The organism is Ralstonia psammae (genome assembly GCF_958405935.1).
In the GTDB taxonomy this organism is placed as follows: Bacteria; Pseudomonadota; Gammaproteobacteria; order Burkholderiales; family Burkholderiaceae; genus Ralstonia; species Ralstonia psammae.
The window spans coordinates 122,605-137,505 of the sequence record NZ_CATZBU010000007.1; the positions used below are offsets into that span (position 1 = coordinate 122,605).

At 64.8% G+C, this 14,901-nt stretch carries 13 protein-coding genes; 5 read left to right on the forward strand and 8 right to left on the reverse strand.

Going from position 1 to position 14,901, the window contains the following annotated elements; genetic code table 11:
- Positions 1–7: 7 nt before the first annotated feature.
- Genes R2N16_RS15845 through xdhA form a run of 4 tightly spaced genes read right to left on the reverse strand, consistent with a single transcriptional unit; the run spans position 8 to position 6,019 of the window.
- On the reverse strand, positions 8–1,045 hold the full coding sequence (locus R2N16_RS15845; RefSeq protein WP_316666692.1) for an adenosine deaminase: 1,038 nt from the start codon (positions 1,043–1,045) through the stop codon (positions 8–10).
- 2 nt (positions 1,046–1,047) lie between these two features.
- Complete coding sequence (xdhC, locus tag R2N16_RS15850) at positions 1,048–2,094, reverse strand: xanthine dehydrogenase accessory protein XdhC (RefSeq protein ID WP_316666693.1); 1,047 nt, start codon at positions 2,092–2,094, stop codon at positions 1,048–1,050.
- 30 nt (positions 2,095–2,124) lie between these two features.
- A complete protein-coding gene (gene xdhB / locus R2N16_RS15855; protein WP_316666694.1) occupies positions 2,125–4,491 on the reverse strand; it encodes a xanthine dehydrogenase molybdopterin binding subunit in 2,367 nt (788 codons plus the stop codon).
- Positions 4,492–4,495: 4 nt separating this feature from the next.
- A complete protein-coding gene (xdhA, locus tag R2N16_RS15860) occupies positions 4,496–6,019 on the reverse strand; it encodes a xanthine dehydrogenase small subunit (protein ID WP_316666695.1) in 1,524 nt (507 codons plus the stop codon).
- Positions 6,020–6,232: 213 nt separating this feature from the next.
- Between xdhA and R2N16_RS15865 the strand changes: the two genes are divergently transcribed.
- Positions 6,233–7,180, forward strand: coding sequence for a LysR substrate-binding domain-containing protein (locus tag R2N16_RS15865; protein WP_316666696.1), 948 nt, complete (start codon positions 6,233–6,235; stop codon positions 7,178–7,180).
- 42 nt (positions 7,181–7,222) lie between these two features.
- Here R2N16_RS15865 and R2N16_RS15870 read toward each other — a convergent pair whose 3' ends face one another.
- The gene (locus R2N16_RS15870) at positions 7,223–8,071 is read right to left on the reverse strand and encodes an ABC transporter substrate-binding protein (protein ID WP_316666697.1); all 849 of its coding nucleotides are present in this window, start codon (positions 8,069–8,071) and stop codon (positions 7,223–7,225) included.
- A gap of 157 nt (positions 8,072–8,228) precedes the next feature.
- Between R2N16_RS15870 and R2N16_RS15875 the strand changes: the two genes are divergently transcribed.
- From R2N16_RS15875 to R2N16_RS15890, 4 genes are all read left to right on the forward strand, one after another.
- Positions 8,229–9,329, forward strand: a complete 1,101-nt coding sequence (locus R2N16_RS15875) for a substrate-binding domain-containing protein (RefSeq protein WP_316666698.1) — start codon at positions 8,229–8,231, stop codon at positions 9,327–9,329.
- 56 nt (positions 9,330–9,385) lie between these two features.
- Positions 9,386–11,920, forward strand: a complete 2,535-nt coding sequence (locus R2N16_RS15880) for an ABC transporter permease (RefSeq protein WP_316666699.1) — start codon at positions 9,386–9,388, stop codon at positions 11,918–11,920.
- Between the two features lie 36 nt (positions 11,921–11,956).
- A complete protein-coding gene (locus tag R2N16_RS15885) occupies positions 11,957–12,361 on the forward strand; it encodes a group II truncated hemoglobin (protein ID WP_316666700.1) in 405 nt (134 codons plus the stop codon).
- 62 nt (positions 12,362–12,423) lie between these two features.
- The gene (locus tag R2N16_RS15890) at positions 12,424–13,002 is read left to right on the forward strand and encodes a DUF924 family protein (RefSeq protein ID WP_316666701.1); all 579 of its coding nucleotides are present in this window, start codon (positions 12,424–12,426) and stop codon (positions 13,000–13,002) included.
- A gap of 13 nt (positions 13,003–13,015) precedes the next feature.
- Here the strand turns inward: R2N16_RS15890 and R2N16_RS15895 are convergent, their stop codons facing one another.
- The 3 genes from R2N16_RS15895 to R2N16_RS15905 form a co-directional block, all read right to left on the reverse strand.
- The gene (locus R2N16_RS15895; RefSeq protein ID WP_316666702.1) at positions 13,016–13,600 is read right to left on the reverse strand and encodes an LOG family protein; all 585 of its coding nucleotides are present in this window, start codon (positions 13,598–13,600) and stop codon (positions 13,016–13,018) included.
- On the reverse strand, positions 13,597–14,298 hold the full coding sequence (locus tag R2N16_RS15900) for a TetR/AcrR family transcriptional regulator (protein ID WP_316666703.1): 702 nt from the start codon (positions 14,296–14,298) through the stop codon (positions 13,597–13,599). Before R2N16_RS15900 ends, R2N16_RS15895 begins: the two co-directional genes overlap by 4 nt.
- 136 nt (positions 14,299–14,434) lie before the next feature.
- Positions 14,435–14,899 (reverse strand): diacylglycerol kinase, encoded by a 465-nt coding sequence (locus R2N16_RS15905; RefSeq protein WP_316666704.1) that lies wholly within the window; start codon positions 14,897–14,899, stop codon positions 14,435–14,437.
- Positions 14,900–14,901: the final 2 nt, after the last annotated feature.

A 14,901-nucleotide genomic window follows, 5' to 3' on the forward strand; every position in this document is an offset into this window, starting at 1 on the left:
TGGATTTTTAGTGTGCGGCTTTCCAGTGGTCGTCGACCTTGGCAAGCCACAGGGCTTTGTCCTGTTCGGGCAGGAAGGACGCCTCGAAGCTGTTGCGCGCGAGCGTGTGGGCATCGGCCTCAGACAGGTCGAGGGCGTTGAAGGTGGCGAGCCAGTTGGTGTTCATGTAGCCGCCAAAGTAGGCCGGATCATCGGAATGCAGGGTCACGGCGCATCCGGCCTCCAGCAGCTGCTTGAGCGAGTGGCGTGCCAAGTCGGGGTAGACCTTCAGCTTTTCATTCGACAGCGGGCAGACCGTCAGCGCGATGCGCTCGGCTGCGAGGCGCTTGACGAGCGCGGCATCGTCGATGGCGCGCACGCCGTGGTCGATGCGCTCTACCTTGAGGATGTCGAGGGCGTCGATCACGTATTGCGCGGGGCCTTCTTCTCCGGCGTGGGCGACCAGGCGCAGGCCGAGTTCCTTGCAGCGTGCGAACACGCGCGCGAATTTCTCCGGCGGGTTACCGCGCTCGGACGAATCCAGCCCAACGCCGATGATGCGGTTGGCCGGGTCCTGGATATAGGGCAGGGCGGCTTCGAGCGTGTCGAATGCATCTTCCTCGCTCAGGTGGCGTAGGAAGCAGAGGATCAGCGCGCTGGAAAAACCATGCTCGCGCTCGGCGTCATCCAGCGCGCGGACGATGCCGTGAATGACCACATGCATGGGCACATTGCGCGCGGTATGCGTCTGCGGGTCGAAGAAGATTTCGGCGTGGTGGACGTTGTCGGCAAGCGCGCGCGCGACATAAGCGGCGGTCATGTCGTAGAAATCCTGCTCGGTGAGCAGCACGCTGGCGCCGGCGTAGTACAGGTCGAGGAACGATTGCAGATCGTCAAAAGCGTAGGCTGCGCGCACTTCGTCAACGGACGCATACGGCAGCTTGACGCCGTTGCGCTCGGCCAGTGCGAACATCAGTTCGGGTTCGAGCGAGCCTTCGATGTGGATGTGCAGTTCAGCTTTAGGGCTGGTGGCGATGCGTTCTGCAAGCGCGGAAGAGATCGGCATGATTAGACAGGCGTGGGGACTCGGTAAGGGACCGCCGCGCCGCTGCTGGCGCTGGTGAGCGCATGTTGTTGCAGCTCTCGCACCTGCAGCAGTTGCGCGACGACGGATACCGCAATGATATCTGGCGCCTTGTCCACGATGCCCGCCACACCAATCGGGCACACCATTTCCGGCAGGCGTGCCGGGTCCACGCCGTGCTCGACCATGCGGTGCTCGAAGCGCGCGCGCTTGGTCTTTGAACCGATCAGGCCGAAGTAGGCAAAGTCCGTGCGGCGCATGATGCGTTCGCACAGGGTGAGGTCCAACGCGTGGTTGTGCGTCATGACCAGGAAGTAGCTGCCGGCGGGCGCGTGGTCGATCACGGCTTCCGGCGTATCGGTGGATTCGATAACAACGTTCGGCGGCACTTCCGTGGGGAACGGGAACATCGCATCGCGTTCATCCACCCACGTCACGCGGCAGGGCAGATGGGCCAGTGCGCGCACGATGGCGTGGCCGACATGGCCCGCGCCGCACAGGACGATCGACATGTCGGGCGGCAGCACGGTTTGCGTGAAGCCGCTGGCGTCGAGCTGCACGCCGCCCGCAGCCGCATCGCCGATGCTTGCTTCAACAGGCACAGCCGGATCTGCGGAGACAAAGCGGCGCAGGCTGCGGCGCTGGCGCACGGCGTTATCGGCCAGCGCGATCCACGCAACATCACGCGCGTCGAGGCGCTCCAGCGACAGGCGCACCACGCCGCCGCAGCACTGCCCCAGCGCGGGCCCGAGCGGAATGCGCACGAACTGGCGGCGGGCCTCTCCGGTGGCCTCGGGCGAGGCCATCATCGCCTGGGCGATTTCCATCGCGCGCCATTCCAGATGGCCGCCGCCGATGGTGCCGAAGAAACCGTCTGTGCCCACCAGCATGAGCGTGCCCGGCTCGCGCGGGGCGGAGCCCTGCACGTCCGTCACCGTGACCAGAACGCATGGCTGCCCGGCCTGCACGGTGGCAAGCGCATCGGCGAAGCGGAATGGGCGCAGTTGCTGATGTTTGGTCACCTTGTCCATGATGGTCTCCGGCAGGCTCTTTGGCACAGGTCAGGCCGACAGCAGGGCGCTGCGGATGGCATCCACGGCCTTGAGGATTTCCTCGCTGGTGGCCGGTGCGTTCAGCGGCGGGCTCGTGCGGCCATCGCCCACGGCGGCCACCGCATCACGAATGGCGAAGAACACCGAGAACGGCAGCAGCAGCGGCGGCTCACCCAGCGCCTTGGAGCGGTGAATGCTGTCTTCCACGTTGGCGTTGTTGAACAGGTGCACACGGAAGTCCGGCGGGCAGTCGTTCACCGTCGGGATCTTGTAGGTGGACGGCGCGTGCGTCATCAGCTTGCCGTTCTTGTTCCACCACAGTTCTTCCGTCGTAAGCCAGCCCATGCCCTGGATGAACGCGCCTTCCACCTGGCCGATGTCAATGGCCGGGTTGATGGAGCGGCCGGCGTCGTGCAGCACGTCGGCGCGCAGCAGGCGCCATTCGCCGGTGAGCGTATCGACCACCACTTCCGACACTGCTGCGCCATAGGCGTAGTAGTAGAACGGACGGCCCTTGAGCTTGGACTGATCCCAGTGCAGCTTGGGCGTGGCGTAGAAGCCGTCGGACCACAACTGCACGCGGGCAACATAGGCCTTGCCGATCAGCTCGTTGAACGGCACGCGGCGTGCACCGATTTCCAGATGGTCGCCCACGATCGTCACCGTCTCGGCGGGCACTTCGTAGTGCTCGGCGGCAAACGCGATCAGGCGCTGGCGAATCTGGCGTGCAGCATCCTGCGCCGCCTTGCCGTTCAGGTCGCTGCCGGTCGATGCAGCCGTGGCGGATGTGTTGGCCACCTTGCTGGTGTCCGTGGCCGTCACGCGGATGCGGGTGAACGACACGCCCAGTTCGTGCGCCACGACCTGCGCGACCTTCGTGTTCAGGCCCTGGCCCATTTCGGTGCCGCCGTGGTTCACCAGGATCGAGCCGTCGTTGTAGACGTGCACCAGCGCGCCGGCCTGGTTGAAGTGCTTGACGTTGAACGAGATGCCGAACTTCACCGGGGTCAACGCCAGGCCGCGCTTGAGCACCGGGCTGGTCGCATTGAACGCGCGGATGGCCTCGCGGCGTGCGCGATAGTCGGACGTCGCCTCCAGTTCGTCGAGCAGTTCATGGATGACGTTGTCTTCCACGGTCTGCCCATATGGCGTGACGTTGTTCTTGTCCTTGCCGTACAGATTGGCGCGGCGCACGTCGAGCGCATCCTTGCCGACCGAGCGCGCGATGTTGTCCATGATGTACTCGATGGCAAACGCGCCTTGCGGGCCACCGAAGCCGCGGAATGCGGTGTTCGACTGCGTGTTGGTGCGTGCGCAGAAGCCATCGATTTCCACCTCGGGCAGCCAGTAGGCGTTGTCGAAGTGACAGATGGCGCGCGTCATCACGGGGCCCGACAAATCGGCCGAAAAACCCGCGCGCGAGGTCATGTCGACCTTGACGCCCTGGATGCGTCCGTCGTTGTCGTAGCCGGCTTGGTAGGCGAAGCGGAAGTCGTGCCGCTTGCCGGTGATCATCATGTCGTCGTCGCGGTCCGGGCGCAGCTTGACCGGGCACGCGAGCTTCCATGCCGCCAGCGAAGCGCAGCAGGCGAACAGGCCCGACTGCGATTCCTTCCCGCCGAAACCACCGCCCATGCGACGGCATTCGACCAGCACCTGGTTGGCGTGCCAGCCCAGCATGTGCGACACCATGTGCTGCATCTCGGTCGGGTGCTGCGTCGAGCACCAAACGTGCATGCCGTTGTCTTCCTTCGGCACCGCGTACGAGATCTGGCTTTCGAGGTAGAACTGCTCCTGACCGCCCAACGACATCTTGCCGGCTTCAGAGTGGGGTGCAGCAGCAATACGCTCAGCCGGTTCGCCACGCTTGAGGTGCATCGGCGGCAGCACGGATTGACCGGCGGCACGCGCGTCTTCAGGCGTCAGCAGCGGGGGCAGCACTTCATATTCGATATTGCCCAGACGAGCCGCGCGGCGAGCTGCATCGTGCGACGTGGCCACCACGATGAACATCGGCTGGCCGATGAAGTGCACCGTGTCGGTCGCCAGGATGGGGTCGTCGTGGATGATCGGGCCGCAATCGTTCGTGCCCGGGATGTCGGCCGACGTGAACACGGCCACCACGCCGGGTGCGGCTTTCACGCGGTCCAGGTCCATGTTGACGATGCGCGCATGCGCCTGCGTGCTCATGCCGAGCGCCGCGTGCAGCGTGCCGGCCAGCTCGGGAATGTCGTCGGTGTAGGTCGCGGTGCCTGCCACATGCAGGTGCGCAGACTCGTGCGGGCGCGAAATGCCCACCACAGCACCGCGCTGGCCAGGCATGGCCGCAGCAATATCTGCTTCCGCCAGCACGAAGGCTTCGGTTTGCTTGTTCATGTTCTTAGGCTGCTGTGAGGGTATTCAATTCGACCGCGCGGACGTTGATCTGTTCGGGCGCGAGCGGCGCGTCGGCGCGGGTTTCCAGCCAGAAGCGGTACACCGTGTTGGCCGCCGATACGCGGCGGTAGTTATCGGTGGCGCGCATATCGGTCAGCGGGGTGTAGTCGCGCGACATGGCTGCCATGGCAGCACGCACGGTCGCTTCGTTCCACGGCTGGCCGGTGATGGCGGCTTCGGTTTCAGTGGCGCGCTTGGATGTTGCCGCCATGCCGCCGTAAGCGATGCGAGCGCTGCGCACGATGTCACCGTCCAGCTCGATGGCCAGCGCCGCGCACACGGCGGAAATGTCTTCGTCAAAGCGCTTGGACAGCTTGTACGTGCGAAAGCGCAGGGCCTGACCGTACGGATGGCCTTCACGTGCCGGGATGCGCAGGCCCGCAACGAATTCGCCTTCTTCCATCGCGTTCTTCTGGTAGGCAATGTAGAGGTCTTCGAGCGGCAGCTCGCGGCGGGCTTCGCCACGCTGCAGCACGACGCGCGTGCCGATGGCGATGAGCGCCGGCGCCGAGTCACCAATCGGGGAGCCGTTTGCGACGTTGCCGCCCAGCGTGCCGGCATTGCGGATCGGCAGCGAGGCAAAGCGCTTCCACACCTCGGTCAGCTCGGGGTAGTCCGCAGCCAGGAATGCGTAGGCCTTTTCCAGTGAGACGGCAGCGCCGATCTCGATCCAGCCGTCGCGCTTTTCCAGGGCGTACAAATCGGCCACCTGGCCGACGTACAGGATGTCGCCGAGGTCGCGGAACTGCTTGGTGACCCACAGGCCGACGTCGGTGCTGCCGGCCAGGATGCGGATGTTCGGATGCGCGGCCTTGATGGCGGCAAAGGCCGATGCGGTGCGCGGTGCGTAGAAGCGCGGCGCATTCTCGGTGCCGACGGGCGCGTAGCTGAAAGTGTCCTTGCGCTGGAGCTTGCGCAGCGTATCGGCCAGTTGGGTGCGGTCGATGCCAGCGGGCGAGGGCAGTTCGAACATGCGTTCGCCCGCGTCGATGATGGGGCGGTATCCGGTGCAGCGGCAGAGGTTGCCGGTGAGCGAATCGCAGATGGTCTGGCGCGAGGGGATCGGCGCCTCGCTGCCGGTGTTCTCGTACAGGGCGTAGAGCGACATCACAAAGCCGGGCGTGCAGAAGCCGCACTGCGAGCCGTGGCACTCCACCATGGCCTCTTGCACGGGGTGTAGGGTGCCGTCCTTGCCGCGCACGTCTTCTACGGTGAACAGCGCCTTGCCGTCGAGCGTGGGCAGGAACTGGATGCACGCGTTGACGGCCTTCAGGTCGACGCTGCCGTCTTCCTGCAGCTCGCCGAGCACGACGGTACAAGCACCGCAATCGCCCTCGGCACACCCTTCCTTGGTGCCGGTGCAGTGTGCGTCTTCACGCAGGTATTGAAGCACCGTACGGGTGATCGGGGCATCCGTAATGGTGCGCACCTGGCCGCGGTGGAAGAAGCGGATGGGCTGTGTCTCCATGGGGGTTCTACGCCTGTTTGTGTGTGTAACGGAACCATAGCACCGGGCCAGGAATGCAATATTTGGCCCATGTGATAACCCGCATCGGAAAGCCAAAATCCGGGGTATACCCGCCAGTAGCGGTCTGGCGGCGCGGCGTGCAAGTGACATACACTGACAGCGTCCCCCAAGCACGTTTTTTAGACGGTACGGTGCAGCCGTACCCGCCTCCAGATGCACGGCAAAGATCACCTCGATACCTACCTCCTGCGCGTTCTCTACACGCTGCTCACTGAGCAGAGCGTGACGCGTACGGCGGTCAAGCTGGGCCAGTCACAGCCGGCCATCAGTAACACGCTCAAGCGCTTGCGCGAGATCACTGGCGACGCCATCCTGGTGCGCGGCAAGAACGGCATGGTGCCGACCGAGCGGGGCCATGACCTTCTGTCGCTGGCCCAGCAGAGCCTGGAGGCGATGGAGCGTATCGCACGGCCGTCGCAGGATTTCGACCCAGCCAACACCACGCGCACGTTCCACCTGGGTGCGCCGGATTATCTGGATGCCTTTTTCCTGCCCAACATCGTCGAGCGTCTGCGCAAGCAGGCGCCGCAGGCCAAGCTGGTGGTGCATCCGCTCAATGCGGGGGTCGATTACTTGGCCGCACTGGAGCAGGGCGGCATGGATCTGGTGATCGGCAATTGGCTCTCGCCGCCCGAACATCTGCACATTTCGCCGCTGTTTGACGATGAAGTCGTCTGCATGCTGGGTGCACAGCACCCCCTGGCACGCAAGGGCATCTCGCTCAAACACTACGTGGAGATGCCGCATCTGGCGCCCGCGCCGTATGCCGTCATGCAGCGCAGCATGATCGACCAGGCGCTTGCGGAGCAAGGGCTCAAGCGGCAGATTCAGGTGTCGTTGCCGTATTTCGGGCTGGTGCCATATGTGCTGATGCGCACCGATCTGGTCTTTACCACCGGCCGCCAGTTCGCCGCGCACTGCGCCCAGTATCTGCCGATCCGAATCTTGCCGACGCCCATGGCGTTCCCGAAGATGCGCTTCTACCAGCTCTGGCATGAGCGCAGCCACGCTGCGCCCGATGTGATGTGGCTGCGCCGCATGATCGGCGAAGTGGCGGCCGATTTGCCTCAGCATCCGCAATTGGAATCGGCGGTGGCCTGAAGCTGAACGGTCGCCGTCCTGCCACGCGCCCCGGGCTCGAGGTTACTTTCCGCTTGCGACGGCCTTCCCGTAGTCGGGGAAAAACACCTGCTCCCCGCTGACCTTGAAGTCTGCAATCACCTGCTGACCGGCCGGTGACGTGATCCATTCGATCAGCTTGGTCGCATCGGTGTAGTTGATGCTCGGGTATTTCTTCGGGTTGACCGCGATGATGCCGTAGGGGTTGAACATGCGCGGGTCGCCCGCCAGCACGATGTCGAGGCCCGTCTTGGCACGGTAGGCCCCGTAGGTTGCGCGGTCCGATAGCGTGTAGGCGTTCATCTGCGCGGCCATGTTCAGCACTTCGCCCATCCCGAGCCCCGCGCTGACGTACCACGGCTTGCCCTTCGGGTCGATGTTGGCCGTCTTCCAATAAGCCTTTTCCATGACGTCGGTGCCGGAGTTGTCGCCGCGCGAGATGAACTTGGCGCCGGTTCTCTCGCCCGCCGCGGCGATGGTCCCCATCCCCTGGATGACGTTCTTCTGGCCGCGCACGCGGGCCGGGTCTGCCTCGGGGCCGACGAGGATGAAGTCGTTGTACATCACGTCGCGGCGGTCGATGCCGCCGCCTGAGGCGACGAAGGCATCTTCCAGTTGGCGAGCGTGGACGAGCACCACATCCACATCACCTGACTCCCCCAGCTTGACCGCCTTGCCGGTGCCAACGGCAATCACGTGCACATGGACGCCGGTGGCCGCTTCGAACTTGGGCAACAGGACTTTCAGCAGGCCCGAATTTTCGGTGCTGGTGGTGGTGGCCATGCGGAGATCGCCAGCATATGCGGCAGTGGCGAGCGCGAGTGTCATGCAGATGACAGCAGATAGCCGATGAGTTTGGGACAATCCGGGCATGTTGTGGGGTGCGGGAAGGCGTGGACGCTTTATGTCGGATGCTGCATGATGGCGGCAAGGTCGGGGGGCAGTCAGCGGCCACGATATGCCCGCCCCCGGAGTGAGCAGAATTGTTCTCCCGGGGCACGGCTGAAGTAAATAGGAAACCATAAACATAATGACATTCCAGTTCGAAGTATTTCCGGTGGTGGGGCTGGACGACAACCCGCGCGCCAACGGCAAGGTCTTCCAGTTGCTGCGGGCGGTGCGCGAGACAGGGTCGCTGCACCGCGCGGCGAAGCAGGTGGGGCTGTCGTACCGGCACGCCTGGGGGGTGATGCGGTCGTGGGAAGAGATGCTCGGCCGCTCGCTGCTCGATATGGAGCGCGGCCGGGGCGCCTCTCTCACGCTCTTCGGCGAGCGCATGCTGCGTGCCGAGATGCGACTGCGCGAGCAGCTCAATCCGGTGCTGCATCAAGCCATGGGGCAGTTCCTCTCGGAGCTGGAAGACGCATCCCAGTCGCAGGCGCGCATCCGTTTCTCGGGCAGCCACGACCCGGCCGTGGAAGTGCTGGCCGAGACGTTTGCGCGACAAGGGCACGGGGCACACATCGATACCGTGTTCTGCAGCGCCGTCGAAGGGCTGATCTGCCTGCAGGAAAAGCAATGCGAGGTGGCCGGCTTCTATGTGGCACCGCAGCAAGGTGCGGGCTCGATCGCACACCAGACCTTGCGCAAGTGGCTGCGCCCGACCACCGTGCGCCTGATCCCCCTGGCCGATCGCGAGCAGGGGCTGATGATGTCGGCACAATGGGCCGGGCGGGTGCAGTCGCTGGGGGATCTGGCGCGCACCCAGGCGCGCTTCATCAACCGCCAGCGCAGTTCTGGCACGCGGTTGCTGTTCGATCAGTTGCTGGTCGCTGCGGGGCTGTATCCCGACCAGATCCACGGGTATGACGAGCAGGAATTCTCCAGCGACAAGATCGCCGTGGCCGTGCAGGAAGGGCGGGCGGACGTTGGCTTCGGCCTGCGCCCCGGCGCCGAAGCCCATGGTCTGCACTTTGTGCCGCTGACGCGCGAAACGTACTACCTGGCGGTGCGCCGCAACGATGCGCTGTCGCCCTGGGTGCGCGAGCTGATCGAGTGCATCGGTCAGCCCGCGTTCCGCGAAGGCCTGGGCCATCTCGCCGGCTACCGGCCGATCGAGCACGTTTCGCTGCTCACCGCAGACCAGGCGCTGCCCTGGCATGCCGACGAGGCTCGCGCGCTGGCCCGCTGAAGTCGTGCGAACATGATGGGGTTTGCGCAATCGAGCGCCCCATCCATGTTCAGCCCATGTCACGTTTCTCCGCCTGGACCCAAGCCCTGCGCATGCTGCGCCGCGACTGGCGCGCCGGTGAACTGAATCTCCTGCTTGTTGCGCTGGTGCTGGCGGTGGCCGCGTTGGCGTCCGTCAGTTTTCTGGCCGACCGCATGCATGCCGGCCTGGAGCGCGATGCGCGTCAGTTGATCGGCGCGGATGTGCTGGTCGTGTCAGACCAGCCGCTGCCGACCGACATCGAGGCGCATGCCCGCGCCAGCGGCCTGCAGGTCACCCACACCGCCACCTTCCCCAGCATGGCGAGCACGTTGACCAAGGGCGCCTCGGGCGAACCCGCATCGCAACTGGCCGCGATCAAGGCCGTCGACGTGGGCTACCCGCTGCGTGGCACTCTCAAGGTGAGCGGGGACGGGCGCGATACCGTGGGCGAGGCGATCCAGGGCATTCCCGCCGCCGGCACGGTGTGGGTGGACGCACCGCTGCTCGAAGCACTCGGCACTCGCGTGGGCGATGCCATCCGCCTGGGCACACGCACCTTCAAGATCGCTCACGTCATCACCCAGGAACTCGATCGCGGCGCGGGCTTCATGAACTTCGCCCCCCGAGTGATGCTGCCGATGGCGGACTTGGGCTCGACGGGTCTTGTCACCTACGGTAGCCGCGTCACGTATCGCCTGCTGGTGGCCGGCCCCGATGCCGCTGCCAGCGCGTTCCACACCTGGGCCGAGCGCGAAGCGAAGGCGCGCCAGTTGCGTGGCGTGCGTGTTGAATCGTTGCAGAACGGCCAGCCGCAGATGCGCGAAACGCTGGACCGTGCCGAGCGCTTCCTTTCACTCGTCGCCTTGCTGGCGGCGATGATTGCCGCGGTGGCAATCACCATGGCCGCGCGCCGCTACACCGCGCGGCACACCGATGCGGTGGCCGTCATCAAGTGCCTGGGGCTCAAGCAAGGGCAGATTCTCGGCACGTTCGCGCTGGAGTTTTTGCTGATCGGCGTGCTGGGTTCGGCGGTGGGGGTGGCGCTGGGTTATGGCGCGCACTGGTTGTTGCTGGCGTCGCTCGGCGATCTGGTCACGGTGACATTGCCCGCGCCCTCTATCTGGCCTGCGGTCGTGGGCGTGACGGCGGGGCTGGTGTTGCTGATCGGTTTTGCCGTGCCGCCATTGCTGAGCCTCGTGCGCGTGCCGCCGCTGCGCGTACTGCGTCGGGATGTGGCGCAGCGCGCCGTTGCCGCGTGGATCGGCTATGCGCTGGGCGCGACGGCGTTCTTTGCGCTGCTCGTGGTATCTGCGCGCGACGTGAAGCTCGGGGCGCTGACGGCCGCGGGGTTTGCCGGTGCAATCGTCGTGTTTGCGCTGCTGGCCGCCGGCGGATTGCGCGCCCTGGCGGTGTTGCTGGGGCGTGGTCGTGCGCTGAGCGTGGGTTGGCGCTTTGCGCTGGCCGTGCTGGAGCGCCGTCGTGGTGTGAGCGTGCTGCAAACCGTGGCGCTTGCTGTCGGGCTGATGGCGCTGCTGCTGCTCGCCATGACGCGCAATGACCTGATCCGCTCGTGGCACAACGCCACGCCGGCCGATGCGCCCAACCGTTTCATCATCAATATCCAGCCCGACCAGATGGAGGCTGTGGCGCAGGTTCTGGCCCAGGCCGGCGTGGCCGACCCGAAACTCTACCCGATGGTGCGCGGGCGTCTGACGCAGGTGAATGGCCAGGTGATCGATCGCCAAACCTACGCCGAATCGCGCGCCCGCAATCTGGTCGAGCGCGAATTCAACCTGTCGTATGCCACGGAGCGGCCGCCTGAAAATCGCATCGTTTCCGGCCAATGGTTCAGCGGGCAGAAGCCCGAGGCCTCGGTGGAGGAAGGCATTGCCAAGACGCTCGACCTGCACCTGGGCGACGTGCTGCGTTTCGAAGTCGCCGGACAGACGGTGGATGCCCCCATCACGTCATTGCGCAAGCTCGACTGGAGTTCGATGCGCGTGAACTTCTTCGTGATCCTGCCGCCGGTGGCGCTGCATGACATGCCGCAAACGTACGTGACCGCGTTCCGCATTCCCTCCGGCCAGGCCGATCTGCCGGCCAGGCTCGTGCGCGAGTTTCCGAACCTCACGGTGGTCGATACCGAACTGATCCTGCATCAGGTGCAGGGCGTGCTGGATCAGGTAACGGCGGCGGTGGAATTCCTGTTCGTCTTTACGTTGGCGGCCGGTGTGCTGGTGCTGTATGCCGCACTCTCCGGCTCGCGTGACGAGCGCCTGCGCGATGCCGGCGTGCTGCGCGCGCTGGGCGCGGGCTCCGGCGTGGTGCGCCAGACACAATACGCAGAAGTGCTGATCGTTGGCGGGCTGGCCGGGCTGATGGCCGGCGTGGGTGCGATCGCCATCGGCTGGGTGCTGTCGGCGAATGTGTTCGATTTTCCGTATCGTTTCAACCCCGCGATCCTGCCGGTGGGCATCGTGAGCGGCATGGCGTGCGCCTTCGTCGGCGGCTGGCTGGGTTTGCGCGACGTGCTGCGTCGCCCGGCCATGGCAACGCTTCGCGACGCCTGATGACGCCAGGATTTTTCTTGATGTGATTGACGCTGTATGACTGACGCAACTTCCGGCCAGGAAACGCTGGCCTTCGACCTGATTGGCGGCGAGGCGCGCGTGCGCGAACTCGTTGACCGTTTCTACGACTTGATGGATCTGGAGCCCGAGTTTGCCGTGCTGCGCTCGCTGCATCCGCAAAGCCTGGACGGATCGCGCGACAAGCTGTTCTGGTTCCTGTGCGGCTGGCTGGGCGGCCCGAATCATTTCATCGAGCGCTTTGGCCACCCGCGCTTGCGCGCGCGCCATCTGCCGTTCGAGATCGGCACGCAGGAGCGTGATCAATGGATGCGCTGCATGGCACTCGCCATGCAGGACATTGGCCTGGATGAAGCCCTGCAGATGCGACTGATGCAGGCGTTCTGGCAGACCGCCGACTGGATGCGCAATGTGCAGCGTTAAGGTGCCGAGTTAAGGTGCCGCGCTAAGGCGCACCTTACAAGAACAAATTCAAGGAGACCCCGATGTTCGGTTTGCCCACCGCCGACGACGTGCTTGCGTTCTGGTTCGGCAATGCGCCACTGGTCGACGCACGGCCGGAGTGGTTCACCAAATCCGACGCGTTCGATGCCGAGATTCGCGCGCGCTTCATGCCGGTGTGGGAGGCGCTCTCCACGGGCGACGCCGACACCTGGATGGAAACGCCGCTCGAAGCCATCGCGCGCATCATCGTGCTCGACCAGTTCTCGCGCAATATGTTTCGCGGCAGTGCCCGCGCGTTTGCCAGCGACGCGGCGGCGCTGCGTACCGCGCAGATCGTCGTTGCTGCAGGTTGGGATGCGCAATTGCCCACGCGCCATCACCGCGTGTTCTGCTACCTGCCTTTCGAGCACAGTGAGGCGCTGTCTGCGCAGGACGAATCGATTCGCCTCTACACGCGCCTGCGTGATCAGGAGGGCGATGCGGATTCGCTCATCTGGGCGGAGAAGCACCGCGAGATCGTGGCGCGCTTCGGGCGTTTCCCACATCGCAACGCTGCGCTCGGGCGCGTTTCCACGCCCGAGGAAGTCGCGTTTCTGACGCAGCCGGGGTCGTCGTTTTAGACGCTGCCGGTGCCTACGTGCGCTCGCGACGCTCCGACCACTTGTCGACCGTCTCGCGCGGCGCACGCGCCAGCATGTCGATCAGCGCGGCAGGGTCGTTGCTCACGTGCAGCAGGTCAGCGTGGTGGCGCTTGAGGAAGCCTTCTTGCACGGCATGGTCGATGAAGGCGAGCAGCTTGTCGTAGAAGCCTGCCACGTTCAACAGGCCGATCGGCTTGTTGTGATAACCGAGCTGCAGCCACGTGAAGGTCTCGAACAGCTCTTCGTAGGTGCCGACGCCACCGGGCATGGCGATGAAGGCATCGGCACGGTCGGCCATCATCTGTTTGCGCTGGTGCATGCTGTCAACGATGTGCAGCTCGGTCAGCTCCTTATGCCCGACCTCCTTGCGCACCAGCGATTTCGGGATGATGCCGATGACCGGGCTGCCGCCGTGCAGCACCGCATCGGCCACCACGCCCATCAGGCCGACGTTGCCGCCGCCGTAGACGAGCGTGAGGTCGCGCTTGACCATCTCGTTACCCAGCGCGATGGCATTGGCTCTGTATTCCGGGCGCTCGCCCGGGCTGGAACCGCAATAGACGCAGATCGATTTCATTGAGCAGGAGTGTTGTTGCCAAGCGGCGGATCGTTGCTGCGGCTCACCGCCAACAAATCAAACGCCCGCCGGGGCTTGCCGCGCAGGTAAGGCGCGAGGATCGACAGGATGTGGTAGCTCGCGCCGTGCAGGTGGTCACGGATCGCGTTCTGGTCGTTGTACTGGCGTGGGTGCTGCACGAACTGGAACGACAGCCAGTAGGTGGCGATCACCACGATGTTGGTGCAGATGACATCGACTTGCTCGGCCGTGGCTTCCATCTCGCCGTCTTCGATGAACTGATGACAGATGTCCATGGCGAAGTGGCGCTTCTGCTCGACGATGCGCTTGAAGTTCAGTTCAAGCATGCGGTTGCGCGCGAGCAGATCGTTGATGTCGCGGTACAGGAAGCGGTAGTTCCACAGGAACTCCGACATGTACTGCAGGTAGCCCCAGGTTTCGTCCAGTGTGGCCTTGTGGTCATCCGGCAGCTTCAGGCGACGCGCGATCTCCTGCTCGAACTGCACGAAGATCGAGTTGATGATGTCGTCCTTGTTGCGGAAGTGGTAGTACAGGTTGCCGGGGCTGATTTCCAGCTCTTCGGCGATCGTCGTGGTGGTGACGTTGGGTTCGCCCAGTTCGTTGAACAGGCGCAGCGACACTTCGAGGATGCGATCGCGCGTGCGGCGTGGGCCGGTGGAATGCTGCTTGGTTTCCATTGAACTGCCAAGGCCGGTGGCCCTGTCTCCGTGGCGTATTGGTGCCCGGATTATAAGAGATCGTGCTTGTGCAACGACCCCCGCATGCTGTGGGGCAGACATTGCCAAACGTTGTCGCCCGCTTTCGCTGGTGTTCCTAATGCAACAGCGACGTCACCCAAGGCCAGGCGATCGCCACCCACGTCCCCACGCATAGCAGCAGGGCCAGCATGACGGCCGCGCTGCCGAAATCCTTGGCGCGCTTGGACAGCCCGTGTTGCTCCAGCGAGATGCGATCGACCGCCGCTTCCACGCTCGAATTGAGCAGCTCGACAATGAGCACCAGCACCAGCGTGCCGAGCATCAGAATGCGCTCGACCACCGTGGCGGGAATGACGAACGCGCACGGCAGCAGGATCGCGCACAGCGTCAGCTCCTGGCGGAAGGCGCTTTCCTCGTCGATGGCGAAGCGGATGCCGCTGATGGAGTTCTTGAGCGCAAACCACGCCCGCGTGATGCCGCGATTGCCTTTATGCGGATTGTCGGCCGGCGAGTAGGCGCCGGCCGCCGGCGGTGCGGGCGGATTTTCCAGTCGTCGATCCGGCGGGGTGGTGGGTTTCATGG

Bases quoted from the DNA above. Each gene is read 5' to 3' on its own strand.
- xdhC (WP_316666693.1), bottom strand. From the start codon at position 2,094: ATGGACAAGGTGACCAAACATCAGCAACTGCGCCCATTCCGCTTCGCC.
- R2N16_RS15845 (WP_316666692.1), bottom strand. From the start codon at position 1,045: ATGCCGATCTCTTCCGCGCTTGCAGAACGCATCGCCACCAGCCCTAAA.
- xdhA (WP_316666695.1), bottom strand. From the start codon at position 6,019: ATGGAGACACAGCCCATCCGCTTCTTCCACCGCGGCCAGGTGCGCACC.
- R2N16_RS15890 (WP_316666701.1), top strand. From the start codon at position 12,424: ATGTTCGGTTTGCCCACCGCCGACGACGTGCTTGCGTTCTGGTTCGGC.
- R2N16_RS15905 (WP_316666704.1), bottom strand. From the start codon at position 14,899: ATGAAACCCACCACCCCGCCGGATCGACGACTGGAAAATCCGCCCGCA.
- R2N16_RS15895 (WP_316666702.1), bottom strand. From the start codon at position 13,600: ATGAAATCGATCTGCGTCTATTGCGGTTCCAGCCCGGGCGAGCGCCCG.
- R2N16_RS15870 (WP_316666697.1), bottom strand. From the start codon at position 8,071: ATGCCCGGATTGTCCCAAACTCATCGGCTATCTGCTGTCATCTGCATG.
- R2N16_RS15900 (WP_316666703.1), bottom strand. From the start codon at position 14,298: ATGGAAACCAAGCAGCATTCCACCGGCCCACGCCGCACGCGCGATCGC.
- R2N16_RS15875 (WP_316666698.1), top strand. From the start codon at position 8,229: ATGACATTCCAGTTCGAAGTATTTCCGGTGGTGGGGCTGGACGACAAC.
- xdhB (WP_316666694.1), bottom strand. From the start codon at position 4,491: ATGAACAAGCAAACCGAAGCCTTCGTGCTGGCGGAAGCAGATATTGCT.
- R2N16_RS15880 (WP_316666699.1), top strand. From the start codon at position 9,386: ATGTCACGTTTCTCCGCCTGGACCCAAGCCCTGCGCATGCTGCGCCGC.
- R2N16_RS15885 (WP_316666700.1), top strand. From the start codon at position 11,957: ATGACTGACGCAACTTCCGGCCAGGAAACGCTGGCCTTCGACCTGATT.
- R2N16_RS15865 (WP_316666696.1), top strand. From the start codon at position 6,233: ATGCACGGCAAAGATCACCTCGATACCTACCTCCTGCGCGTTCTCTAC.